Origin of the sequence: Streptomyces mutabilis, from assembly GCF_046628145.1 — a bacterium.
Taxonomy (GTDB): domain Bacteria; phylum Actinomycetota; class Actinomycetes; order Streptomycetales; family Streptomycetaceae; genus Streptomyces; species Streptomyces mutabilis.
The window spans coordinates 6,817,953-6,841,989 of the sequence record NZ_CP176874.1; the positions used below are offsets into that span (position 1 = coordinate 6,817,953).

24 protein-coding genes, 1 tRNA gene and 1 riboswitch are annotated in these 24,037 nt (G+C 72.8%); of the genes, 22 read left to right on the forward strand and 3 right to left on the reverse strand.

Going from position 1 to position 24,037, the window contains the following annotated elements:
- Positions 1-2: 2 nt before the first annotated feature.
- Positions 3-800, reverse strand: a complete 798-nt coding sequence (locus ACLIN4_RS30470; RefSeq protein ID WP_100049804.1) for a tyrosine-protein phosphatase — start codon at positions 798-800, stop codon at positions 3-5.
- A 423-nt stretch (positions 801-1,223) separates the two neighbouring features.
- A riboswitch (cyclic di-AMP (ydaO/yuaA leader) is annotated at positions 1,224-1,381 on the forward strand.
- 4 nt (positions 1,382-1,385) lie between these two features.
- Here ACLIN4_RS30470 and ACLIN4_RS30475 point away from each other — a divergent pair.
- Entirely contained in the window at positions 1,386-2,327 is a 942-nt protein-coding gene (locus ACLIN4_RS30475) for a M23 family metallopeptidase (RefSeq protein ID WP_307651775.1), read from the forward strand.
- 208 nt (positions 2,328-2,535) lie between these two features.
- A complete protein-coding gene (locus tag ACLIN4_RS30480; RefSeq protein WP_100045716.1) occupies positions 2,536-3,321 on the forward strand; it encodes an SGNH/GDSL hydrolase family protein in 786 nt (261 codons plus the stop codon).
- A 6-nt stretch (positions 3,322-3,327) separates the two neighbouring features.
- On the opposite strand, the gene ACLIN4_RS30485 is transcribed toward ACLIN4_RS30480, so the two are convergent.
- Positions 3,328-3,948, reverse strand: coding sequence for a TetR/AcrR family transcriptional regulator (locus tag ACLIN4_RS30485; RefSeq protein ID WP_107477399.1), 621 nt, complete (start codon positions 3,946-3,948; stop codon positions 3,328-3,330).
- Positions 3,949-4,000: 52 nt separating this feature from the next.
- Positions 4,001-4,588, reverse strand: a complete 588-nt coding sequence (locus ACLIN4_RS30490) for a carboxymuconolactone decarboxylase family protein (protein ID WP_411576446.1) — start codon at positions 4,586-4,588, stop codon at positions 4,001-4,003.
- A gap of 179 nt (positions 4,589-4,767) precedes the next feature.
- Between ACLIN4_RS30490 and ACLIN4_RS30495 the strand changes: the two genes are divergently transcribed.
- From ACLIN4_RS30495 to mnhG, 20 genes are all read left to right on the forward strand, one after another.
- Positions 4,768-5,955: an MBL fold metallo-hydrolase gene (locus ACLIN4_RS30495; protein ID WP_411576447.1), complete on the forward strand. Its 1,188-nt coding sequence runs from the start codon at positions 4,768-4,770 to the stop codon at positions 5,953-5,955.
- A gap of 539 nt (positions 5,956-6,494) precedes the next feature.
- Positions 6,495-8,474 (forward strand): sensor histidine kinase, encoded by a 1,980-nt coding sequence (locus ACLIN4_RS30500; RefSeq protein WP_290014846.1) that lies wholly within the window; start codon positions 6,495-6,497, stop codon positions 8,472-8,474.
- Between the two features lie 155 nt (positions 8,475-8,629).
- Positions 8,630-9,064: a roadblock/LC7 domain-containing protein gene (locus ACLIN4_RS30505; protein ID WP_100045720.1), complete on the forward strand. Its 435-nt coding sequence runs from the start codon at positions 8,630-8,632 to the stop codon at positions 9,062-9,064.
- Positions 9,065-9,066: 2 nt separating this feature from the next.
- Positions 9,067-9,441: a DUF742 domain-containing protein gene (locus ACLIN4_RS30510; protein WP_019330485.1), complete on the forward strand. Its 375-nt coding sequence runs from the start codon at positions 9,067-9,069 to the stop codon at positions 9,439-9,441.
- Positions 9,419-10,069, forward strand: coding sequence for a GTP-binding protein (locus ACLIN4_RS30515; protein ID WP_179350281.1), 651 nt, complete (start codon positions 9,419-9,421; stop codon positions 10,067-10,069). Before ACLIN4_RS30510 ends, ACLIN4_RS30515 begins: the two co-directional genes overlap by 23 nt.
- Positions 10,066-10,641: a GAF domain-containing protein gene (locus tag ACLIN4_RS30520; RefSeq protein ID WP_107479307.1), complete on the forward strand. Its 576-nt coding sequence runs from the start codon at positions 10,066-10,068 to the stop codon at positions 10,639-10,641. The genes ACLIN4_RS30515 and ACLIN4_RS30520 overlap by 4 nt, the downstream gene beginning before the upstream one ends.
- Before the next feature lie 186 nt (positions 10,642-10,827).
- Entirely contained in the window at positions 10,828-11,856 is a 1,029-nt protein-coding gene (gene tdh, locus ACLIN4_RS30525; protein WP_269959592.1) for an L-threonine 3-dehydrogenase, read from the forward strand.
- 53 nt (positions 11,857-11,909) lie between these two features.
- Positions 11,910-13,103, forward strand: a complete 1,194-nt coding sequence (locus tag ACLIN4_RS30530) for a glycine C-acetyltransferase (protein ID WP_269959591.1) — start codon at positions 11,910-11,912, stop codon at positions 13,101-13,103.
- 41 nt (positions 13,104-13,144) lie between these two features.
- Complete coding sequence (locus ACLIN4_RS30535) at positions 13,145-14,047, forward strand: LysR family transcriptional regulator (protein WP_269959590.1); 903 nt, start codon at positions 13,145-13,147, stop codon at positions 14,045-14,047.
- Between the two features lie 46 nt (positions 14,048-14,093).
- On the forward strand, positions 14,094-14,666 hold the full coding sequence (locus ACLIN4_RS30540) for a helix-turn-helix domain-containing protein (RefSeq protein ID WP_411576448.1): 573 nt from the start codon (positions 14,094-14,096) through the stop codon (positions 14,664-14,666).
- Positions 14,663-15,175: a GNAT family N-acetyltransferase gene (locus ACLIN4_RS30545; protein ID WP_290014842.1), complete on the forward strand. Its 513-nt coding sequence runs from the start codon at positions 14,663-14,665 to the stop codon at positions 15,173-15,175. Before ACLIN4_RS30540 ends, ACLIN4_RS30545 begins: the two co-directional genes overlap by 4 nt.
- Before the next feature lie 51 nt (positions 15,176-15,226).
- Positions 15,227-15,595 carry an MmcQ/YjbR family DNA-binding protein gene (locus ACLIN4_RS30550; protein ID WP_179342631.1) on the forward strand — a complete coding sequence of 123 codons (369 nt, stop codon included), beginning with the start codon at positions 15,227-15,229 and terminating at the stop codon, positions 15,593-15,595.
- A 162-nt stretch (positions 15,596-15,757) separates the two neighbouring features.
- A complete protein-coding gene (locus tag ACLIN4_RS30555) occupies positions 15,758-17,083 on the forward strand; it encodes an MFS transporter (RefSeq protein ID WP_411576449.1) in 1,326 nt (441 codons plus the stop codon).
- Between the two features lie 135 nt (positions 17,084-17,218).
- Positions 17,219-17,292, forward strand: a tRNA-Pro gene (locus ACLIN4_RS30560).
- 116 nt (positions 17,293-17,408) lie between these two features.
- Positions 17,409-20,324 carry a Na+/H+ antiporter subunit A gene (locus tag ACLIN4_RS30565; protein ID WP_411576450.1) on the forward strand — a complete coding sequence of 972 codons (2,916 nt, stop codon included), beginning with the start codon at positions 17,409-17,411 and terminating at the stop codon, positions 20,322-20,324.
- On the forward strand, positions 20,321-21,082 hold the full coding sequence (locus tag ACLIN4_RS30570) for a Na(+)/H(+) antiporter subunit C (RefSeq protein WP_100045727.1): 762 nt from the start codon (positions 20,321-20,323) through the stop codon (positions 21,080-21,082). Before ACLIN4_RS30565 ends, ACLIN4_RS30570 begins: the two co-directional genes overlap by 4 nt.
- Entirely contained in the window at positions 21,079-22,740 is a 1,662-nt protein-coding gene (locus ACLIN4_RS30575; RefSeq protein ID WP_289912045.1) for a Na+/H+ antiporter subunit D, read from the forward strand. Before ACLIN4_RS30570 ends, ACLIN4_RS30575 begins: the two co-directional genes overlap by 4 nt.
- Positions 22,737-23,336, forward strand: a complete 600-nt coding sequence (locus ACLIN4_RS30580; protein ID WP_107479301.1) for a Na+/H+ antiporter subunit E — start codon at positions 22,737-22,739, stop codon at positions 23,334-23,336. Before ACLIN4_RS30575 ends, ACLIN4_RS30580 begins: the two co-directional genes overlap by 4 nt.
- The gene (locus ACLIN4_RS30585; RefSeq protein ID WP_107479300.1) at positions 23,333-23,650 is read left to right on the forward strand and encodes a monovalent cation/H+ antiporter complex subunit F; all 318 of its coding nucleotides are present in this window, start codon (positions 23,333-23,335) and stop codon (positions 23,648-23,650) included. The genes ACLIN4_RS30580 and ACLIN4_RS30585 overlap by 4 nt, the downstream gene beginning before the upstream one ends.
- Positions 23,647-24,012, forward strand: coding sequence for a monovalent cation/H(+) antiporter subunit G (gene mnhG, locus ACLIN4_RS30590; protein WP_107479299.1), 366 nt, complete (start codon positions 23,647-23,649; stop codon positions 24,010-24,012). The genes ACLIN4_RS30585 and mnhG overlap by 4 nt, the downstream gene beginning before the upstream one ends.
- Positions 24,013-24,037 lie beyond the last annotated feature (25 nt).

Genomic DNA, 24,037 nt, shown 5'->3' on the forward strand with positions numbered 1-24,037 from the left:
GCTCAGTCCAGCATCCGCTCGCGCAGCCGCTCCCGGGTCTCCGGAGTGATCCGCAGGCCCTTCTCCAGGTAGGCGTCGACCCCGCCCCAGGTCTGCTCGATGGTCTCGAAGGCCGCGGCCAGGTACTCGGCACGCGCGTCGAAGAGGGGGCTGAGCAGCTCCATGACCTCGGGGGAGTAGGCGGAGGCGGAGGTGCCGCTGCGGCGCACCTTGTAGCGGCGGTGCGTGGCGTTGGACTTCAGGTAGTCCTCGACGACGGCCTCGCGCTCGACGCCGAGGGCGAGCAGCGTGATCGCGATCGACAGGCCCGCGCGGTCCTTGCCGGCCGCGCAGTGCATCAGGGCGGGGACGCTGTCCTCGGCGAGCGCGTGCAGCACCCGGGAGTGCTCCGCCGTACGCTCCTTGATGATCATGCGGTACGAGTCGATCATCCGCTGGGCGCCCTTGCCGTCCGCGAGGATCTCGCGCAGCTGGTCGAGGTCGCCGTCGCGGACCATCTTCCAGAACTCGGCACCGTCGGCCGGGTCGCTCAGCGGCAGGTTCACATTCCTGACGCCCGGCAGCTCGACGTCCGGGCCCTCGAGCTTCTGGTCGGCCGCGTTGCGGAAGTCGAAGACGGTGTGCAGGCCCAGCGAGGCCAGGAACGCGGCGTCCTCCCCGGTGGCGTGTGCGAGGTGGCCGCTGCGGAACAGCACCCCGTGGCGCACCCGGCGTCCGTCCACGGTCGGCAGCCCGCCCACGTCCCGGAAGTTGCGCACCCCGGCCAGCTCGGGTTCGGTCGACGGCACCTGCTGCGTCACGGGGACTCCTCCCACTCCGCCCCGCCGACGCCGCTCGCCGACGGGCACGACTCGACGATACGGCACGGCGTCGAGGCCCCGGGGGCGAAGTCATCCAACTACGCCGCTTCTGGGCCTTCTGTCCGAATTGGCGCCTTAATTCCAACTGGCCCTGGAATAAGAGAGGCTGGCGGGGGTGTGGGTGAGCAGGGTCATATCCGTGACGGTGCGTTGCCCGTCATGTTCACGTAATTCAGCCGGTTTTCATGGCCGTTTACGAGAAAAGGCACCTCAGGAATCGACGCAGGGTGACGGACGATTCCGGTAATGGATCAACCGGAACACCCGTCGAGGGAACCCCTCGCTTGTCCCTGCGCGTCTTGGTCCCTTACGTTCACCACCGATCCGGACGGACGCCTAATCCTGCCGCCGACCGGAGCCCGCACTCACCCACCACCCGTACACGGCAGGAGCGGGGGACCCACAGGTACAACCGCCTGTTCCGGTTCCCGGAACGGCTAGGGGTCAAGTCGCGCCTCGGCGCGGCCGGGCATCTCCAGTCCGAACCCGACAGCTCACCTCGCAGGCGCCGGAGAGGAATTCGACATGCCCGCGAAGGGTAAGCACCGCCGTACCAAGGTCATGCGCCTGACCCGTGCCATCGCCGTCGCCGGAACCGGTGGCGCCGCGATCGCGCTCCCCCTGATGGGTGCCGCCGGCGCCCAGGCCGCTCCCGCCCAGTCCGTTTCGGAGCAGGCCGTGCAGTCCGTCCCGGCGTCGGCCCAGAAGACCGCCGCCGAGAAGAACGCCGACTCGAGCACGTACACCGTGAAGAGCGGTGACTACCTCTCGAAGATCGCCGACGAGCAGGACGTCGACGGCGGCTGGAAGAAGCTCTACGCGGACAACCGCGAGGCCGTCGGTTCCGACCCGTCGCTGATCCACCCGGGCCTGAAGCTCTCGATCGGCGCACGGGCCGCCGACTCGGCCCCGTCCTCCTCCGCCGAGTCGGAGAAGCCGGCCGCCGAGAAGCCCGCCGCACCGCAGAAGTCGGCCGAGAAGCCCGCGAAGTCCGAGTCGGCCGAGAAGACCTCCTCCTCGGAGTCGTCGAACACGAGCGCCCAGTCCGCCGGTACCGCCAGCGGCTTCACCTCCCCCGTCCCGGGCGGCACCGTCGGTACCCCGTACCACCAGACCGGCAGCATGTGGTCCAGCGGCTACCACACCGGCACCGACTTCGTCGTCCCGACCGGCACCTCGCTCAAGGCCGTCGGCGCGGGCACCGTCGTCTCCGCCGGCTGGGGCGGCGCCTACGGCAACCAGGTCGTCATCCAGCTCGCCGACGGCCACTACGCCCAGTACGCCCACCTGTCCTCCCTCTCCGTCTCGGCCGGCCAGTCCGTGACGGCGGGTCAGCAGGTCGGCCTGTCGGGCGCCACCGGCAACGTCACCGGCCCGCACCTGCACTTCGAGATCCGCACCACCCCGGACTACGGCTCCGACGTGGACCCGATCGCGTACCTGCGCTCGCACGGCGTCTCTCTCTGACGCTTACCTCGCGCCACCGAAGGCCGGACCCCGATCCCCGGGTCCGGCCTTCGGTGTATCCGTCCTCCGCCGTATTCCTGAATTGGCGAACACTTTAGGCGTGGTGTTTCTCACCGCCCGTCAACCCTTTCCTACGGTCGCGTAGGTCACATTCCAAGGTGAATGATGGGCCGATGTGGCAGACGATTCGAAGAATGACAGCAGAGCAGTGATCGGGTCGTACGTGGCGGTGGGGGACAGCTTCACCGAGGGCGTCGGTGACCCCGGCCCCGACGGGGCGTTCGTCGGCTGGGCCGACCGGTTCGCCGTACTGCTCGCCGACCGGCGCCCCGAGGGCGACTTCACGTACACGAACCTCGCCGTACGCGGCAGGCTGCTCGACCAGATCGTGGCCGAGCAGGTGCCGCGGGCCGTCGAACTCGCGCCGGACCTGGTCTCGTTCTGCGCCGGCGGCAACGACATCATCCGGCCGGGCACCGACCCCGACGAGGTGGCCGAGCGGTTCGAGCGCGCGGTGGCCGCGCTGACCGCCGTCGCGGGCACCGTGCTGGTGACGACCGGGTTCGACACCCGCGGGGTGCCCGTCCTCAAGCACCTGCGCGGCAAGATCGCCACGTACAACGGACACGTCCGTGCCGTCGCAGACCGCTACGGCTGCCCCGTGCTCGACCTGTGGTCGCTGCGCACCGTCCAGGACCGCAGGGCCTGGGACGCGGACCGGCTGCACCTGTCGCCGGAGGGCCACACGCGCGTGGCACTGCGCGCGGGTCAGGTCCTCGGCCTGCCCGTCCCCGCCGACCCGGACCAGCCCTGGCCGCCGCTGCCGCCCCGCGGCACCCTGGACGTCCGGCGGGACGACGTGCACTGGGCCCGCGAGTACCTGGTGCCGTGGATCGGACGCCGGCTGCGCGGCGAGTCCTCGGGCGACCACGTGATCGCCAAGGGGACGCTGTCGCCGGACGACATCAAGACGCGGATCGCCGCGGTGGCCTGACAGGCCCTAGTCGCGGGACCCTGTCAGCGCCGCCCGGTCCAGGCCCAGCTCCCGGGCGAGCGCCTCGTCCGTCCACTCCTGGGCCCGGGCCCGGGGCACCGCACCCGCGTACGACGTCAGCTGCACGGCGAGCCCGTCGAGAAAGGCCGTCAGGCGCAGGGCGGCGCCCTCGGGGTCGGCGCACCGGAACTCCCCGGCGGCCACGCCCTCGGCGATCACCCCGGCGATCTCCGCCTTCCACTGCCGGTCCAGGTCCCGGGTGACCTCCCGCAGCGCGGGCTCGCGCAGCGCCGCCGCCCAGCCCTCGATCCACAGCCGCCAGCCCTTGGCCTGCCCGGTCGGGGCGTACCACCGCACGGCCGCCCGCAGCCGGCGCAGCGCCGATGTGCGCCGGCCGAGGAGCTTGCGCAGGCGCGCGAGATCGTCCTGCGCGGCGTGCGTGAACGCGGCGGCGACGAGCTTCTCCTTCGTCGAGAAGTGGTAGAGCACCAGTGCGTTGCTGACCCCCAGCGCGGCGGCCACGTCGGCGATCCGCAACGCCGCCACGCCCCGCGCCGATATCTGCTCCACGGCCGCACGCAGCAGCTCCTCGCGCCGCTGCGCCACACTCAACCGGACTCTCGCCACGTCCGTCACCCTATACAGGTGCCCGGACCTGCGGCGACAGCCGCCGGGCGGCTCAGTCCGCCGTCGCGGTGGCGGCCGCGTCAGTGGGCCTCGCACCGGGCACGTCGCACGAGTCCTTGAACCCCTGGCTGGTCAGATCGAGCGCCGCGTTGATGCGGGACCGCAGGTTCTCGACGGCGACCATGGCCGTCAGCTCCACGAACGCCGGCTCGCTCAGCGCCGTCCGCAGCCGCCCGGCGAGATCGTCACCGACCACCGGCGGCGTCGCCGTCATCGCCTCGGCGTACTCCATGACGTCCCGCTCCAGCGGCGTGTAGGCGTCGCTCTCCCGCCACACCGGCACGTCGTGGAGCTTGCGCCGGTCCATGCCGCGCTCGGCGTTCTCCCAGTATCCGAAGTCCATGCACCACGAGCAGCCGATCGAGGCGGCCGAGGCCATCACGGCGAGCGCCTTCAGGTCGGAGTCCAGCCTGTTCCACTTGGCGACGGACTGCTCGAAGCGCAGGTCGCCCCAGAGCACCCGCGGGTTGTGGGCGAGCGCCTTGCCCGGGTCGAGGACCTTGCCGTAGGTGCGCCGGGAGTACCACTCCATCACGCGGAAGAAGATCGTGCGGGGCGGGTCGAGCGATACGCGGGCCATGGGGGGCCACCTTCCTGTCCGTGGGTCGTGCCGTCCTGTTCCGGGCGCTCCTGCCGGGCGCCCTCACCGGTACGACGGACGGCGGGAACACGGATGTGACATCGGTCGTTCGAGTGACGTCGGACGAGAGTCGGACCGGGCGACAACCGATCGCCCGACCTACTTCACCTGGAGGCACCGTGGCCGGTTTCCGTTCCCCGAACCAGGGGCTCCGCCTGCCGCTGCCCGCGGCCTTCGGCGCGGACCCGAGCGGCGCTCGCCTGGCGCGCATCCGCCGATCGCCGAACTTCCGGGACGGCGTCTTCCAGAACCCCGGGGGCACCGCCCGGACCCGGCCCTCCGGCTCGGCCCGTGAGTTCGCCAAGATCTACTTCGACAAGGAGTCGCGGCTGAGCCGCGCGCCCCGGGGCACCGTCCCCGTGCACGCCACCACGCTCGCCGACCTCGCCCGGCCGCCCGCCACCGGTCTGCGTCTGACCTGGATGGGCCACTCCAGCGTGCTCGCCGAGATCGACGGGCAGCGCGTGCTCTTCGACCCCGTGTGGGGCGAGCGCTGCTCCCCGGTCCCCTTCGCCGGCCCCAAGCGCCTGCACCCGGTCCCGGTGCCGCTGGCGGCCCTGGGCCCGGTCGACGTCGTCGTCATCTCCCACGACCACTACGACCACCTGGACCTGCCCACCATCAAGGCGCTGGCCGGCACGGACACCGTGTTCGCGGTGCCGCTCGGGGTGGGCGCCCACCTGGAACACTGGGGCGTGTCCGCGGACCGTCTGCGCGAGCTGGACTGGCACGAGTCGACGCGCGTCGGCGGCCTCACGCTCACCGCCACTCCGGCCCGGCACTTCTGCGGGCGCGGCCTGCGCAACACCCAGCACACCCTGTGGGCGTCCTGGGTCGTGGCGGGCGACGAACACCGCGTCTACCACAGCGGGGACACGGGCTACTTCGACGGTTTCAAGGACATCGCCGCCGCGCACGGGCCCTTCGACGCGACGATGATCCAGCTCGGGGCCTACGCCGAGTTCTGGCCGGACATCCACATGACCCCCGAGGAGGGCGTACGCGCCCACCTCGACCTTCAGGGCGGCGCCCCGGGCGGCGTGCTGCTGCCGATCCACTGGGGGACGTTCAACCTCGCGCCGCACGCGTGGGCGGAGCCGGGGGAGTGGACCCTGGCCGCGGCCGAGGCGGTCGGGCAGCCGGTCGCCGTCCCGGTTCCGGGCCGGCCCTTCCAGCCTGGCGGAGAGCTGCCCACGCGGCCCTGGTGGCGGGACGTGTCCCGGCAGCTGAAGCGCGACTGGCCCCTTCCGCCGGTTCCCTCGGCGGTATCCCGTCAGGATCTCGGCCTCGTGGGGGAGGGCGGCTGAGCCCGGAGGCACCCCAACGAGTGACGTAGCCCCGGCCGTTGTCCCGGCGGCTGTGTGCGCGAACGGCCCGGCGAACCGTCGCCGGGCCGTTCGCGTTCCCCGGTTCCGGGTGGTTCGGCCGCCCCCATTGCCCCTGCCGACTCGACTCGCTCTGTTGACGAGGAATCACATCACTCCTCGGGGCTCGCAGCCGTGCCGGTTGCTCAACAGGCACGCGGATCGGGTGGTGTCATCGGGGTCGACCACGGGCAGCCGTCGACCACCGACAGCCGTCACTCTCGGTGACTGAATTTGATCGAGTCGGACCATTCTCCGGCGCTTCCGGAGCGGGTGCCCGACCGGCTTATCGGTCTGTCGTACGAGGGCTCATACCAGAGCGGGACGTTGGCCGAGGGACTTTGGCAACTGCCCATCGCACTTGATGCTCAGACGACTACTGTCAGTGTCCGTCGGGCGACGTAGGTCGCCTGTCCGCGTGCCGTCCGTCCGACGCGCGCACCCCAGGCCCGACGGACCAACGGACCAGTACGAGGACCCCGATGTCTCACCTCCGCGCCCCGGCCGCGCGAGCAGACCGCCGCGAGGGCGGGCGGCACGGCCGGCCGGCCTCCCGCACCGCCCCCGCGCTTCCCGAGACCGACATACGGTCCGGGCTTCTGCGTCTCGCCGTACTGCCGCCCGTCGCGGTAGCCCTCAGCGCCTGCGCGGTTGTCCTGTTCACCGTCCGGTCCACCGGCGTCCGGCCCGGCCTCGTCCTGTGGGCCGTGCTCGCGGGGGCGGTCTCGGTGACCGTCGCGGCCGTCGTCATCGCCGCCGTCGCCGCCGACCGCGCAGCCCGCTCCGTGCAGGATCGGGTCGGTGCCCTGCGCCGCAGCACCGCACGTCACGAGGGCGATCTGCGTGCCGTCGTCGAGGCGTTGCGCCGCGGGGAGACCCCGCCCCAGCGCAAGCCGCGCGGTGGACCGCCGGACGACGCCGACGACTTCGAACTGCTCGCCGCCGACCTCTCCCGCGCCCACGACGGCGCCGTCACCGCCGTCGTCCGCGCGGCGCAGCTCTCCAGCCAGGCGGGCAGCGAGCAGAAGCTCGAGGTCTTCGTCAACCTCGCCCGGCGCCTGCAGTCCCTGGTGCACCGGGAGATCTCCATCCTGGACGAGCTGGAGAACGAGATCGAGGATCCCGACCTCCTCAAGGGCCTCTTCCACGTCGACCACCTCGCCACCCGCATCCGCCGCCACGCCGAGAACCTCGCCGTGCTCGGCGGCGCCGTCTCCCGCCGGCAGTGGAGCAACCCGGTGGACATGACCGAGGTGCTGCGCTCCGCCATCGCCGAGGTCGAGCAGTACTCCCGGGTCCGGCTGGTCCCCCCGATCGACGGGACCCTGCGCGGCCACGCCGTCGCGGACGTCATCCACCTGCTGGCCGAACTCGTCGAGAACGCCACCCTGTTCTCCGCCCCGCAGACCCAGGTGCTGATGCGGGCCAACCTCGTCACCTCGGGCCTCGCCGTGGAGGTCGAGGACCGCGGGCTCGGCATGCCCGTCGCCGAACAGAGCCGGATGAACGCCTTGCTCGCCGACCCCGACCAGGTCAACGTCGCCCGCCTGCTCGCGGACGGACGCATCGGGCTGTACGTCGTCTCCCAGCTCGCCAAGCGGCACGGCATCACCGTCCGCCTGCAGACCAACATCTACGGCGGTGTCCAGGCCGTACTGGTCGTGCCGCAGGCCCTGTTGGGCGCGGAGCCGGGCGTACTGCCCGGGGATGCGGCCCGGCCGGCGGAGGACACCGGGACGGAGCCGGTACCCGTGCCGCCGTCCCGGCAGCAGCCGCGGCCCGTGGCCCCGGTGCGGCAGGCGCCCGTCGGTCCGGGCTCCGTCGCGCCCGGCTCGACCGCACCGGTCCCCGCCGTACCCGGTCCGGCCCTACCCGGTCCGTCCCTACTCGGTCCGCCCGTACCCGGGTCAGCCGCCCCCGGCCCCGCGGTACCCGGCTCGGCAACCCCCGCACCCGCACCCGGTTCGGGTCCCGCCGTGCCCGCCCCCGACGCGTCGCCCGGTGCCCACGAGGCGGGCAGGGGCGAGCCCGTGCCACTGCCCGTGCGTGGCGCCCGCGGTGACCGGCCCACCCCGGCCGCCGCCGTGCCCGGGGTCCGGCCCGCCGACCGGGGCGTCATCGCCGAGCACGCGGCCACCCCGCCGGCCCCGCGCCACAGCGCGGTGCGCGGCACCATGGGCAAGCCCCAACTGCCCCGCCGCCGCGCCCAGGAGCACATCGCGCCGCAGCTGCGCGGCGGTCCCGCACCGCGCCAGGAACCCGAGCAGTACGCCGGTCACGACCCCGGCCTGATGGCGGCCTTCCAACGTGGCATCGGCCTCGCGGAGGCACAGCAGCGCATGGAACCGACCGCCACCGAGCCTGCTCCCCCGAGGCCGCTCTCCGTGCAACCGCCCCGCACGGACCCGCCCCCCACGGAACCGGCCCCCATGGAGCCCACCCGCAGGGACCCGGCCGGATGACGACCTCCCCCACGACAACTCCCAGCCCGTTCCCCACAACCAGACCCACCACCAGCACGCCCATCACCACCCGCACCTCCACCACCCCCCACGCCACCACCACTCCCACCACCAGCGCTCCCGCAGACCTTCGTACCCCAAGGAGTCGATCCACCATGGCGAGCGATGCGCCGACCGGCCAAGTGTCCGACCTCGACTGGCTGATGAGCGGCCTCGTCCAGCGCGTACCGCACACGACCAGCGCCGTGCTCCTGTCCGCCGACGGACTGGTGAAGTCGGTCCACGGACTGGACGCGGACAGCGCCGACCACATGGCGGCCCTGGCCTCCGGCCTGTACTCCCTCGGCCGCAGCGCCGGCGTCCGCTTCGGCGACGGCGGCGACGTACGGCAGGTCGTCGTCGAACTCGACTCGACCCTGCTCTTCGTCACCACCGCCGGTTCCGGCACCTGCCTCGCCGTACTGGCCGGCCGCGAGGCCGACGCGGCCGTCCTCGGCTACGAGATGGCGATGCTGGTCAAGAGCGTCCGCCCCTACCTGGTCACCGCTCCCCGGCAGCACGCCGTCGAACCACCGGCGATGAGGCCTTGAGGGTGGCCGCGGCCGGCGACGGGCCCTGGCTCGACGACGCGGCCGGACGGCTGGTGCGCCCCTTCACCGTGAGCAACGGCCGTACCCGGCCCACCGTCGCGCTCGACCTGATGTCCCAGGTGATGGCCACGGGGGCGACCCCCCTGGGCTATCTCGGTCCCGAGCACGCGCAGGCACTCGACCTGTGCCGGGCGCCCCTCCCGGTCGCCGAGCTCGCCGCACATCTGAGGCTTCCGGTGGCAGTCACCAAGGTGCTGCTGTCGGACCTCGTCGACTGCGGCGCGCTGACCACCAAACCACCCGCCGCGTTCCACCACGACCCCACGGACCGGGCCCTTCTGGAGGCAGTGCTCGATGGACTACGACGACAGCTCTGACTACGGCCGCGGACCCGTCCCGGGATCCGGCCACGACACCACCGACCCCTTTCCCACCGCGCTGAAGATCCTGGTGGCGGGCGGTTTCGGAGTGGGCAAGACCACCTTCGTGGGCGCGGTCAGCGAGATCGCCCCGCTGAGCACGGAGGAACTGCTCACCACGGTCAGCGCCAGAACCGACAACCTCGACGGGATCGAGAACAAACTCGAGACGACCGTGGCCATGGACTTCGGCCGCATCACCCTCGATCCCGAACACGTGCTGTACCTCTTCGGGACGCCCGGCCAGGAACGCTTCTGGTTCATGTGGGACGAACTGTGCGAGGGCGCGCTCGGCGCCGTGATCATCGCCGACACCCGGCGACTCGACGAGTCCTTCGCCGCCGTCGACTTCTTCGAGGAGCGCGGGCTCGGCTTCATCGTCGCGATCAACGAGTTCGACGGCGCCCACCGCTACGACCCCGAGGAAGTGCGCGCCGCGATGGACCTCCATCCCGGTGTCCCCATCGTGCGCTGCGACGCCCGGATCTCGAGTTCCGGCGTACAGACCCTGCTGGCCCTCGTACGTCACCTCATCGACCACACCCCGGCCCCCACCACGGGGTACGGAGCCGGAGCCCGCCCATGAGCTATGACCCGCCGCGCCCGGTCGGACGCCTGCTGCTCACCCCCGAGGACCGGGAGGCCCCCGCCCGGGTGCGACGGCTGCGCCGGCTCGGTCTGGCGGAACGCCCTGACCCGGCCCTCGACACGTTCGCCGCCCACCTCGCCCACCTCGCCGAGGCGCCGTACGCGATGGTCAACTTCCTGGTCGAGGGCGGGCAGTTCTTCGCGGGCCTGCGGGTGCCCGAGATCCCGCCGGTGACGCGCGGGGACGGCACCAGCCCCGAGTTCGGCCGGGTCCAGCCCCGCGACCACGGCTTCTGTCCCCACGTGGTGGTCCGGCGCAAGGCGCTGGTCCTGGAGGACGTGCGCGACTACCCGCGCTTCGCGGGCAACCCGGTGGTCGACGCCTTCGGCATCCGCTCCTACCTCGGCGCCCCGCTCATCGACAGCACGGGCACGGTGCTGGGCACGGTCGCCGCGTCCGACGTGCGGCCCCGCACCTGGGGGACGGCGGGCCTGGCCACGATCAAGTCGGCGGCGGCCGACCTCGTGCGGCGCATCGAACGCAGCGCGGAGGACGGGCTGCCGCTGTGAATCGCAGGGCGACCGGGCACCCGGGGCGGGCGGCGTGAAGGAAAGCTGCGGCCGGGCTTAAGAAAGGCTCGATGGACGGGGACGGTGTCGTACGGCAGATTGCTGTGCGATTCCCCTCCCATCCCGGACGCGGGCGGCTTCGGCATGCCCGGCGCCGGGACCTCATCCCCGTCAGGAGCCGTAGCGTTGAAGGCGCTGGTCAAGGAGAAGGCGGAGCCCGGACTGTGGCTCGCGGACGTGCCCGAGCCCGCCGTCGGACCCGGTGACGTACTCATCAAGGTGCTGCGCACCGGTATCTGCGGCACCGACCTGCACATCCGGGCCTGGGACGGCTGGGCGCAGCAGGCCGTGCGCGCCCCGCTCGTCCTCGGCCACGAGTTCGTCGGCGAGGTCGTCGGGACCGGCCGCGACGTCACCGACGTCAAGACCGGCGACCGGGTCAGCGGTGAGGGCCACCTCGTCTGCGGGAAGTGCCGCAACTGCCTGGCCGGACGGCGCCACCTGTGCCGCGCCACCGTCGGCCTCGGCGTCGGCCGGGACGGCGCGTTCGCCGAGTACGTCGCCCTGCCCGCGTCCAACGTGTGGGTGCACCGCGTCCCCGTCGACCTCGACGTCGCCGCGATCTTCGACCCCTTCGGCAACGCCGTGCACACCGCCCTGTCCTTCCCGCTGGTCGGCGAGGACGTCCTGATCACCGGCGCCGGCCCCATCGGCCTGATGGCCGCCGCCGTGGCCCGGCACGCCGGCGCCCGCAACGTCATGATCACCGACGTGAGCCAGGAACGTCTCGACCTCGCCCTCAAGGTGGGCGTGAGCCTCGCCCTCGACGTCTCCAAGGCGTCCATCGCCGACGGACAGCGCGAACTGGGCCTGCGCGAGGGCTTCGACATCGGCCTGGAGATGTCCGGCCGCCCGGAGGCCATGCGCGACATGATCGCCAACATGACGCACGGCGGCCGGATCGCGATGCTCGGCCTGCCCGCCGAGGAGTTCCCGGTCGACTGGGCCCGCATCGTCACCTCGATGATCACCGTCAAGGGCATCTACGGCCGCGAGATGTTCGAGACCTGGTACGCCATGTCGGTGCTGCTCGAAGGCGGCCTCGACCTCGCCCCCGTCATCACCGGCCGCTACAGCCACCGCGACCACGAGGCCGCCTTCGCCGACGCCGCGAGCGGCAAGGGCGGCAAGGTGATCCTCGACTGGACCGCGTAGGACGTCCGCGCAGGACGACCGCCCACCACGTACGTACTCCTAGGAGCTTCCCGATGTTCGACTCCGTGCGCGACGACCTGCGCGCCACCCTCGACGAGATCCGCGCCGCCGGCCTGCACAAGCCCGAGCGCGTCATCGGCACCCCGCAGTCCGCGACCGTCAACGTCACCGCCGGCGGGCGCCCCGGCGAGGTCCTCAACTTCTGCGCCAACAACTACCTCGGCCTCGCCGACCACCCCGAGGTGGTCGCCGCCGCCCACGAGGCGCTGGACCGCTGGGGCTACGGCATGGCCTCCGTGCGTTTCATCTGCGGCACCCAGGAGGTGCACAAGGAACTGGAGGCCCGGCTCTCCGCGTTCCTCGGCCAGGAGGACACGATCCTCTACTCCTCCTGCTTCGACGCCAACGGCGGCGTCTTCGAGACCCTCCTCGGCCCCGAGGACGCGGTGATCTCCGACGCCCTCAACCACGCCTCGATCATCGACGGCATCCGCCTCAGCAAGGCCAGGCGCTTCCGCTACGCCAACCGCGACCTGGCCGACCTGGAGACCCAGCTCAAGGCCGCCGGCGACGCCCGCCGCAAGCTGATCGTCACGGACGGCGTCTTCTCCATGGACGGCTACGTCGCCCCGCTCGCCGAGATCTGCGACCTGGCCGACCGCTACGACGCAATGGTGATGGTCGACGACTCGCACGCCGTCGGCTTCGTCGGCCCCGGCGGACGCGGCACCCCCGAACTGCACGGCGTCATGGACCGCGTCGACATCATCACCGGCACCCTCGGCAAGGCCCTCGGCGGCGCCTCCGGCGGTTACGTCGCCGCCCGCGCCGAGATCGTCGCCCTGCTGCGCCAGCGCTCGCGGCCCTACCTCTTCTCCAACACCCTCGCCCCGGTGATCGCCGCCGCCTCCCTCAAGGTGCTCGACCTGCTGGAGTCGGCCGACGACCTGCGGGTGCGGCTCGCCGAGAACACCGCCCTGTTCCGCCGCCGGATGACCGAGGAGGGCTTCGACATCCTCCCCGGCGACCACGCCATCGCACCCGTCATGATCGGCGACGCGTCGCGGGCCGGCCGCATGGCGGAACTGCTCCTGGAGCGCGGCGTCTACGTGATCGGCTTCTCCTACCCGGTCGTGCCGCAGGGCCAGGCCCGCATCCGCGTGCAGCTGTCCGCCGCCCACTCCACCGAGGACGTGCACCGCGCGGTGGACGCCTTCGTGGCGGCGCGGGCGGAGCTGGACGCCTGACGCGTGCGTGACCTGCGCACACGGGTGAGAGAATCGATGCCGTGATCGAAGCGCGGCGGCTGCACATCCTCCGGGCGGTGGCGGACCACCGCACCGTGACGGCCGCTGCCGCCGCGCTCTACCTCACCCCGTCGGCGGTCTCCCAGCAGCTCGCCGCCCTGGAGCAGGAGACCGGGCACCGCCTGGTCGAGCGCGGCGCCAAGGGCGTACGGCTGACCCCGGCCGGCGAAATCCTGCTCAGCCACACCAACGCCGTCCTCGCCCAGCTGGAACGGGCCGAGGCCGAGCTGGCCGCGTACAGCTCGGGGCAGGCCGGCACGGTCACGGTCGCCTCCTTCGCGACCGGCATCGCCCTGGTCGTCGCGCCCGCGCTGGCCCGCCTCGCCGAGTCGGCGCCCGGCATCCGCATCCGCGTGCAGGACGCGGAGGGCGACGCCAGTCTGCCGATGGTCCTGGACCGGCAGGTCGACGTGGCGGTCGCCGTCGAGTACCGGGGGGCGCCGCCCGCCGACGACCCCCGCCTGACCCACGTCCCGCTCTACGCCGAGCCCTTCGACGCGGTCGTCCCGCTCGCCCACCGGCTCGCCGACGCCGCCGAGGTCCCGCTCGCCGAGCTGGCCAAGGACTCCTGGATCGGCCCCTACCCGGGCAACCCTTGCCACGACGTCGTGGTCCTGGCCTGCGAGAACGCCGGTTTCCAGCCCCGCATGGAGCACTCCTCGGACGACTTCCGCGCGGTGGTGTCCCTCGCCGCAGCCGACGTCGGGGTGGCCCTCGTCCCGCGCTCGGCGCTGCACGGCACCGACCTGACCGGCGTGGTCGTCCGCCCGGTCGACGGCGTCGCGCCGACCCGCCGCGTCTTCGCGGCCGTACGCCGGGGCGCCGAGGAGCACCCGCTGATCCGCCCCGTGCTGGACGCGCTCGACGAGGCGGCGCGGGCGTGAGGCTTCCGTAACACGGGCGTCTCTTATCCGGGATAGCTTCCCGGATGTGAGAGACGACGGAGACTCCGTGGACGCCCGCCTCGCCGCCAGGCTGGCCGAACTGCGTACCGAACACGGCTGGTCCCTGGAAGAGCTGGCCGAACGCAGCGGGGTGAGCAGGTCCACCCTGTCGAGGGCCGAGCGGGCGGAGACCAGCCCCACCGCCGCCGTGCTGAACCGTTTGTGCGCGGTCTACGGGCGCACCATGTCCCGGCTGCTCGGCGAGGTCGAGGCGGAACCCGCGCTGCTGGTACGGGCCGCCGAGCAGCCCGTGTGGGAGGACGGGTCCGCCGGGTTCGTACGCCGCTCGGTGTCCCCCCCCCCGCACCCGGGGCTGCGCGGCGAACTGGTCGAGGGCCGGCTCGCCGCCGGCGCCGACATCGCCTACGACCGGCCGCCCGTGCCGGGCCTCGAACAGCACGTCTGGGTCCTGGAAGGGGCCCTGGAGATCACCACGCAGGGTGTCGAGCACAGCCTCGGCACCGGGGACTGCCTGCGGATGCGGGTGTGGGGTCCGACGCGCTTCCGGTGCGCCGGACCCGGAGACGTCCGCTACGCGCTGGCGGTGGTGCTGCCGTGATCGTGGACCGCGTCGACGAGCAGGGGCTGACGGCACTGCTGGACAGGTTGGCCGGCCTGCTGACCGACACCGTCGAGGGCGGGGCGTCCGTCGGCTTCCTCGCACCGCTGGGACACGCGGAGGCCGTCGCCTGGTGGCGCGGCCGGGCCGCCGACGTGGCCGCGGGCCGGCTCGCCGTGTGGGTCGCCAGGGACGGGGAGCGGGTGACCGGAACCGTGAGCCTGGCCCTGCCGGACAAACCCAACAGCCGCCACCGCGCGGAGCTGGTCAAGCTGATGGTCGCCCGGGAGGCACGCGGCCGAGGACTGGGCCGCGGGCTCCTGGCCACCGCCGAGGAGGCCGCCGCGGCGGCCGGCATCACCCTCCTCCACCTCGACACGGAGACGGGCAGCCCCGCCGAGCACCTCTACCGCTCCGCCGGCTGGACCCGGGCCGGGACGATCCCCGACTACGCCGCCGACCCGGGCGGCGAGCTGCGGCCGACGACGCTCTACTTCAAGCGGGTCTAAGCCCTCGCCGGCGCCGGGTGATTGTCAGTGGCGGCGGCTACGGTGCCTGACATGCCGGACGCAGAAGACGTACGCCGTATCGCCCTGTCCCTGCCGGACACGACGGAGAAGATCGCCTGGAGCATGCCCACGTTCCGGGTGGCGGGGAAGATGTTCGCCACGCTGCCCGAGGACGAGACCTCCATCGCGGTGCGCTGCCCCAAGGAGGAGCGCGACGAACTCGTGCTGGCCGAGCCGGAGAAGTTCTGGATCGCGGGCCACGAGGCGCAGTTCGCCTGGGTGCGGGCCCGCCTCGCGGCACTGGAGGGCGAGGACGAGCTGCGCGACATTCTCGCCGACTCCTGGCGCCAGGCGGCCCCGACCCGGCTGCTGGAGGCCCACCCTCGGCTGGGGCTGCCGTCCGGGCGGTCAGGGGGCTGAAAATCCCTCGGGCGTTGTCAGTGCCCCGTGGCATGATCCGGAGACGTGCGTGGCAGCCGGGGCCGGAGGGGGGCTCCGGCTGTCAGGAACACGACGCGCGGGGTGAGCAGGGGGCGCACGGGGCGGGGTCCGGCGGGAGCGGCCGGGGGAGGAGGGCGCGGGATGGCCGGGGCGCCGTCGCGGACCGGACAGGAGGGGACGGCACGTGCCGAGAAGGCGCGGGCCGTCTGGTCGCGGGACTTCGCGCTGTTCTTCACCGCCCGGGCGATCGCCCGGCTCGGGGACACCATGCTGCCGGTCGCGCTCGCCGCGGGCCTGCTCCTGCACGGGTACGGGGCGGGCGCGGTCGGCCTCGCCATGGCCGCGACCGCCGCCGCCTTCGCCGGCCTGGTCGTCTTCGGCGGAGTCCTCGCCGACCGCTTCAGCACCCGCAAGCTGATGATCGGCGCCGACCTGGTGCGGCTCGGCACCCAGGCCCTGGCCGCCGCGCTCTTCTTCTCCGGCCACGTCGTGCTGTGGCAGATCTGCGCCATCGGGTTCGTCAACGGCGTCGCGGGCGCCGTCTTCCAGCCCGGCGTCGCCAGCACCGTGCCCCGGCTCGCCTCCGACATCCAGGGCGCCAACGGCGCGATACGCGTCGCCGAGTCCGCCGCCCAATTGGCCGGCCCCGCGGTCGCCGGCCTCCTGGTCGGCTTCGCCTCGCCGGGCGGTGTCTTCGCCGCCCACGCCACCACGTACGCGGTCAGCGCCCTGTGCCTGCTGCTGCTCCGGCTGCCCCCGCTCGCGCCGGGCAGTCGCACCGCGGCCGGCCGTGGCTCCAAGGCGTTCCGCGCCGACCTGGTCGAGGGGTGGCGGGAGTTCCGCTCCCGTCAGTGGCTGTGGGGCGTCATCGCCGTCTGGTGCCTCTACATGATCGCCGTCTGGGGCCCGACCGTCCCCTTGGTGGCGACCGAGGTGGTGCGCGAACACGGCCCGCGCGCCTACGGCCTGGTCAACTCCGCCCTGGGCGCCGGCACCGTCGTCGGCGGGCTGCTCGCGCTGCGGCTGCGCCCTCGCCGCATGCTCCGCGCCGGGGCGATCGCCCTGGTCGGCTTCGCCGCGTTCCCCATGAGCGTCGGGGCCGGGCTCGGCGTACCGGCCATGGCGACCGGCGCCGCCGTCGCCGGGGCCGGGATGTCCTTCTGGGGCGTGATGTGGGCGACCAGCGTGCAGACCCAGGTCCCGCCGGACGTACTGAACCGCATCCACGCCTACGACGTGGCGGGGTCGCTGGCGATGATGCCCGTCGGCCAGGCCCTCGCCGGCCCCGCCGCCTCGGCCCTCGGCGCCGACCACGTGCTCCTCGTCGCCGGCGTGACGAGCTTCGGCGTGTGCGCCGCCCTGCTCCTGATATCGGCGGTACGCGGACTGGTGCGCGTCGACGTCGCCGCGTCGGCCTCCGGGCGGACGGCGGCGGCGCCGGAGCCGTCCCACGCGGAGAAGCGCTGACCGGACGTCCACGCTGGTGGGTCGTGGAGGGCCCCGGGCGGCCCCCTCCCGGAAAGCGATGCGCGACCACCGGCCCGAGTGCGGTATGGTTTTCCTGCACGTTCGGCCGGGGGAAACCCCAGGTCAGGCGGGCAACGGGACGTGGCGCAGCTTGGTAGCGCACTTGACTGGGGGTCAAGGGGTCGCAGGTTCAAATCCTGTCGTCCCGACTGGAGACAGTCGTTGATCGAGGGGCGGTTTCGGAGAGATCCGAAACCGCCCCTCGATTGTTCTCCCTGCGGCGTGCCTGGGCGCTCAGGCGAGATGCCCGATATATCACTGTCGGGTGTCCGCGCTCATCCTCTGCCACTTCGCGCTCGCGCTGTTTGCCGCGCCGCTGGTGAGGCGGTGCGGAACCCGTGCGTTCCTCGTGCTGGCCCTGCCGCCCGCGGCGGCCGCCGTCTGGGCGGCCACCCGGTGGAGCACGACGGCGGCGGGCGGCACCGACACCGTCGAGTGGGCCTGGATGCCGGCCTACCGCGTGGACTGGGCGCTGCGGCTGGACGCCCTGGCCGAACTCATGGTGCTGCTCGCCGCGGGAGTGGGCACCCTCGTCCTGGTCTACTGCGCCTCGTACTTCGACGACCGGTCGCGGCAACTGGGCAGGTTCGCCGGGAACCTCCTCGCCTTCGCCGGGGCGATGCTCGGGCTGGTCCTCGCCGACGACCTCATCCTGCTCTACATCTTCTGGGAACTGACGACCGTCTTCTCCTACCTCCTGATCGGCCAGACCAGCGACCACAAACGGAACCGGCGCAGCGCCCTGCAGGCCCTGACGGTCACCACCCTCGGCGGACTGACCATGCTCGTCGGCTTCCTGATCCTGGGGCACGAGGCCGGCACCTACCGGATCTCGGCGATCCTCGCCGACCCCCCGACCGCGTCCACGGCGCTGTCCACGGCGGTCGTGCTGATCCTCGTCGGCGCCCTCTCCAAGTCCGCGATCTGGCCGTTCAGCCTGTGGCTGCCCAACGCCATGGCCGCCCCCACCCCGGTCAGCGCCTACCTCCACGCCGCCGCCATGGTCAAGGCCGGCGTCTACCTCGTCGCCCGGCTCGCCCCCGCCTTCGCGGAGGTCACCCCCTGGCGGCCGCTGCTGCTCGTCCTGGGCTCCGCGACGATGCTGATGGGCGGCTGGCGGGCGCTGCGCCTCAACGACCTGAAACTCGTCCTCGCGTACGGCACCGTCAGCCAGCTCGGCTTCCTCACCGTCCTCGCCGGCGCGGGCCGCCACGACACCGGCCTCGCCGCCACCGCCATGATCCTCGGCCACGCCCTGTTCAAGGCCCCGCTCTTCCTGGTCACCGGGATCATCGACCACGCCACCGGCACCCGCGACCTGCGCCGACTCTCCGGGCTCGGGCGCCGAATGCCCGCCGTGTGCGCCGTGGCCGCGGTCGCCGGACTGTCCATGGCCGCGGTGCCACCCCTGCTCGGCTTCACCGCCAAGGAAGCCGCCTTCCAGTCCCTCCTGGACGGGAGCACCGCCGACCGCTGGGCGCTCGCCATGACCGTGGTCGGCTCGGCCCTGACCACCGCCTACACCCTGCGCTACCTGTGGGGCGCCTTCGCCCGCAAGCCCGGCACCCCCGACACGGAGGCCCACGCCGTCCCGCCGGCGTTCCTCGCGCCGCCCGCCGTGCTCGCCCTGGCCTGCCTCGTCCTCGGCCCCGGCACGCCCTGGCTCCAAGGGCTCCTCGGCACCTACGCCGCGCAGTTCCCCGTACCCGCGCACCCCTACCACCTGGCGCTGTGGCACGGGGCGGGCCTCGCCCTCGGCCTGTCCTGCGCGGCCTGGGCGGGCGGAGTGCTGCTCTTCCTCGCCGCGAGCCCCGTCCAGCGGGCCGGCCGGCTCCTCGCCTGGCGCTCCGCCGACCGGAACTTCGGACAACTGCTGCTCGCACTGGAACGCACCGCCCTGCAATGCACCGGTTTCGTGCAGCGCGGCTCGCTTTCGGTGTACCTGGTGACGACCATGAGCGTGGTCCTCGCCGGGCAGGTCGCCGTCCTGATCGAGGACGAACCGTGGACCTCGGTACCCGCCCCCCGGCTGTGGGACCACCCGGCCCAGGCCGGTGTCGCGCTGCTGACCTGCGCGGCCGCCCTGCTGTGCCTGGGCGTGCGGCGCCGGATGAAGGCCGTCGTGCTCGCCGGTCTCACCGGGTACGGCACCGCGCTGCTCTTCGTGGCGCAGGGCGCGCCCGACCTCGCGCTGACCCAGTTCTGCGTGGAGACCGTTTCGATGATCGTCTTCGTACTCGTGCTGCGCCGGATGCCGGTGCACTTCGAGGAGAACTACAGCCGGCGGCGGCGCGCGCTGCGGATGCCGGTGGCGCTCGCCGGCGGCGCCGCCGTCGCCTTCGTCGTCTGGATCATGGCGGGGCACCGCCGGGCCGACAGCGCCGGGGCGGCGATGGTCGAGGAGACCGCCCACCACGGTCTGAAGGACGTCGTCGCGACGATCCTCGTCGACCTGCGGGCCTGGGACACGATGGGGGAGTCCGCGGTGCTCGCCGCCGCCGCGATCGGCGTCACCAGCCTCATCTACCTGCACCGCCGTACCGACACCGCCGAGCAGCCGGTGCTGCCGCTGCCCGGGGACCACCCGCACGCCGGCCTGCGCACCGCCTGGCGGGCGACCCCGTACGAACTCGCGGGCCTGCCCAGCGGCGACGAGGGCGCGCCGGAGCGGACCTGGCTCGCGGCCAGTTCCACGCTCGCCCCGGAACGCCGGTCCGTCGTCCTGGAAGTGGTCGCGAGCCTCATCTTCCACCCCATCCTCGTCCTCTCCGTCTACCTGCTGATGTGCGCGGAGAACCTGCCGGGCGGCGGCTTCGTCGCCGGCCTGACCGCCGGCGTCGCCTTCATCGCCCGCTACCTCGCGGGCGGACGGCACGAACTCGCCGACGCCGTGCCCTTCAAGTCGGGCGTGTTCACCGGGCTCGGCCTGTTCCTGTCCACGGGGGTCGCGCTGGGGGGCCTCGCCGAGGGCACCGTGCTGCACGGCTGGACCTGGCACGGCCACCTGCCCGTGTGGGGCGACGCCCACATGTCCACCGCCGTCCTCTTCGACTGCGGCGTCTACCTCCTCGTGCTCGGCGTGGTCCTCGACATCCTGCGGGCCCTCGGCGCGCGCATCGACCGGCAGATCGAACGGGCCGCCGACCGGCGCGGCCGACGCGGTGAGGCGGGTCCCGCATGACCGTGAGCCTCGCCCTCCTGGTGGCCGCCGCCGTCCTCAGCGCCGTCGGTGCCAGCCTGCTGCTGACCCGGTCCCTGACGCGGATCCTGCTCGGCGCGGTCGTCCTCGGCAACGGCGTCAACCTGCTGGTCCTCGCCTCGACGGGCAGCGCGGGCGACGCGCCGCTGCTCTATGCGAAGGTCATCCGCAACCGCGTCACCGACCCGCTGCCCCAGGCCATCGCCCTCACCGCGATCGTCATCACCCTCGCCACCACCGCGTTCCTGCTCGCCATGGCCTACCGCAGCCACCAGGTCACCGGGTCCGACGAGATCAGCGACGACACCGAGGACCGGCTGGTCGCCCTGCGCGCCGAGTTCCTCGACCGGCGCGGCGAACTGCGGGACCGCTACCGCGAGGCGCGCGCCGAGCACGGCACCGACCCCGAACTGAGCGCCCGCTACCGCGCCGCCCGCAGACGGCTGCGCCGACGGGTCCGCGAGGAACGCGCCTACCAGGCCCGCGCCAACGACGTCTCCGGCAACCTCTGGAACGACATCCTCGGCGCCGACCCGGAGGACTACCGCGAGGGACTGGAACTGGGCTCGACCGACGCGGCGGGCCGCCCGGGACCGGCGCCGGCCCGCGTCGCGGGGCCCTCCAACGACCCCGAGGAGTCCGGCAGCGAACCCGACTCCCGCCCCGGCGAGGACTCCTGCCACCCGTCGCCCGACCAGCCCGACGACCCCGAGGGCGCCGGCACGGAAGGAACCAGGTGAACGCGCTCGTCCCCCTCCCCGTCCTGCTGCCCCTGTGCGTCACGGGTTTGAAGCTCGCCATCGGCCCAAGGCTCCAGCGGTTCCAGCGCTTCATCACCCTCGCCGTGCTCGGCGCGGTCCTCGTGCTGTCCGTGCTCCTCATGGTGGCCGCCGACCGCCACGGCCCGCTCACCGTGCACCTCGGCGACTTCGCGCCGCCGATCGGCATCACCCTCGTCGCCGACCGGCTCGCGGGCCTGATGCTCACCGTGTCCAGCGCCGTCACCCTGCTCGTCAACCTGTACTCGCTCGGCCAGGGCATGGCCGACCGCGACGACCAGACGCCGGTCGGCGTCTTCCACCCCGCCTACCTCATCCTCGTGGCCGGCGTCTCCTGCACCTTCCTGGCCGGAGACCTCGTCAACCTCTACGTCGGCTTCGAGATCATGCTCGTCGCGAGCTTCGTCCTGCTCACCATCGGCGGCACCGCGACCCGTATCCGGGCCGGATCGACGTACGTGATCATCTCGCTGTTCTCCTCGGTGCTCTTCCTCGTCGCCATCGCCATGACGTACTCGGTCGCGGGGACCGTCAACTTCGCCCAGCTCGCGGTGCGGCTGCAGGAAGTCCCGCTCGGGGTGCGCACCCTGCTTGAGGCCATGCTGCTGACGGTCTTCGCGATCAAGGCGGCGGTGTTCCCGCTCGCGGCCTGGCTGCCCGACTCCTACCCGACCGCGCCCGCACCGGTCACCGCGGTCTTCGCCGGCCTGCTGACCAAGGTCGGCGTGTACTCGATGCTGCGCACCCAGACCCTGCTCTTCCCCGGCCACCGCCTCGGCGACGTGCTGATGCTCGCCGCGCTCGCCTCCATGGTCGTCGGCATCCTCGGCGCGGTCGCCCAGACCGACCTGAAGCGGGTGCTGTCCTTCACCCTCATCAGCCACATCGGCTACATGGTCTTCGGGATCGCGCTCGCCGGGCGCGGTTCGATCGGCGGGGCGATCGTGTACGTGGCCCACCACATCACCGTGCAGACCACGCTCTTCCTCGTCGCAGGGCTCATCGAACGGCGCGACGGCACCACGGAACTCACCCGTCTCGGCGGCCTGGCGAAGACCGCGCCGCTGCTCTCCGTGCTGTTCTTCGTGCCCGCCATGAACCTGGCGGGCATCCCGCCGCTGTCCGGGTTCATCGGCAAGCTCGGCCTGATGCGGGCGGGCGTCGACAACGGCGGCGGCTGGGCCTGGGCGCTGGTCGCCGGGTCCGCCGCCACCAGCCTGCTCACCCTCTACGTGATGGCGAAGGTCTGGAACCTCGCGTTCTGGCGCGACGCGCCGCCGGGGACCGAGGGCGAGGGCGTGGTGCTGGAGTCCGCCGGCGACGAGCCGGGCGACGAGTCCGGCGACGACGTGGACGGCGGCGACGAGGACGGCGGGGCGACCGGCTCCGGGGGCGGCCTGCCGGTACCGGCGGGCGCCGTGGTCTCCGCCGGCTTCCTGGGACAGTCCATCACGACCACCAAGCGGCTGCCCTGGCCGATGCTGGTGGCGACCGGCGCCGCCGTCGCCCTCGGTCTGCTCTACACCGTGCTCGGCGGCCCCCTCACCACCTTCACCGACGCGGCCGCCGCCGAACTCCTCGCCCGTACCCCCTACATCGAGGCGGTGCTCGGCCGATGAGCAACCTCTACCGCGACCGTTCCCCCTACAGCTGGTCGTTCCGTATCGGCGGCGGCAGACGCGTTCTCGACCTGCCGCTCATCGCCTGGCTCACGGTCATCTGGATCCTGCTGTGGGGCACCCTGTCCTGGGCCAACCTCGTCAACGGCGTCATCGTCGCCGTGTGCCTGTGCCTCGCCTTCCCGCTGCCCGCCGTCGACCTCGGCCTGCGACTGCGCCCGCTGGGCATCCTGCGGCTGGCGGCCTACCTGCTGTACGACATGTTCTCCTCCAGCGTCGAGGTCACCCGGCAGATCTTCGCCGAGGGCCCCTACCACGCCGCGGTCGTCGCCGTCCCGCTGCGGGTGCGCAGCGACCTCATGCTCACGGCCACCGCCGTCGCCGTCTCCAACGTCCCCGGCGGCTCGGTGATCGAGGTGCGCCGGTCGACGGCGACCGTGTTCCTGCACGTCCTCGACGCCGACGACCCCGGCGAGATCGAGAGCGCCCAGCGGTCGGTGTGGCGCATGGAGGAACTCGTCGCCCGCGCCTTCGGCACCGCCGAGGACATCGCCCACGTCACCCGACCCGTACCGGAAGGGAACCCCTCACCGTGACCACCCTGCACGACGTCGAAGAGGCCATGCTGGTCGCGTCGCTGGCGATGATCCTCGTCGCCGGCGCCCTGCTGCTGTACCGCATCTGGTACGGGCCCTCGATGCTGGACCGCGCGGTCGCCCTGGACGTGGCGGCGGCGCTCATCATCGCCGGCATCGCCGTCAAGGCCGCCCACGACGGCGACTCCTTCTACTTCCCCGTGCTGCTGGTGCTCGCCTTCCTCGGCTTCACGGGCTCGGTGGGCATCGCCCGGTTCATCGCCGTACGCGACCGGCCCTCCGTGCGGGCGGACGGCACGCAGGACCACCGGTGAGCGCCTGGGCCGAGGCGGCCGACCTGGTGGGGGCGGTCCTCCTGCTCCTCGGCTGCCTGCAGTGCCTGCTCGGTGTGATCGGGATGCTCCGTTTCCCCGACGTGCTCTCCCGCAGCCACGCCGCCACCAAACCGCAGACCCTCGGGATGCTCCTCGTCCTCGTCGGGGTGGCGGTGCGGCTGCGCCAGGGCATCGATCTGGGCACCCTCGCGCTCATCGTCTTCTTCCAGTTCCTCACCAGCCCGGTCGCCTCCCACCTGGTGGCCCGCTCGGCCTACCGCACCGGCCAGACGGGCTCCCGGGGCCTGCTCCGGGACGACCTGGACCCGCAGTTGAGCGACGGCGAACGGCAAGGGGAGTAACTCCACGGGACCCCTGCCGCTCACC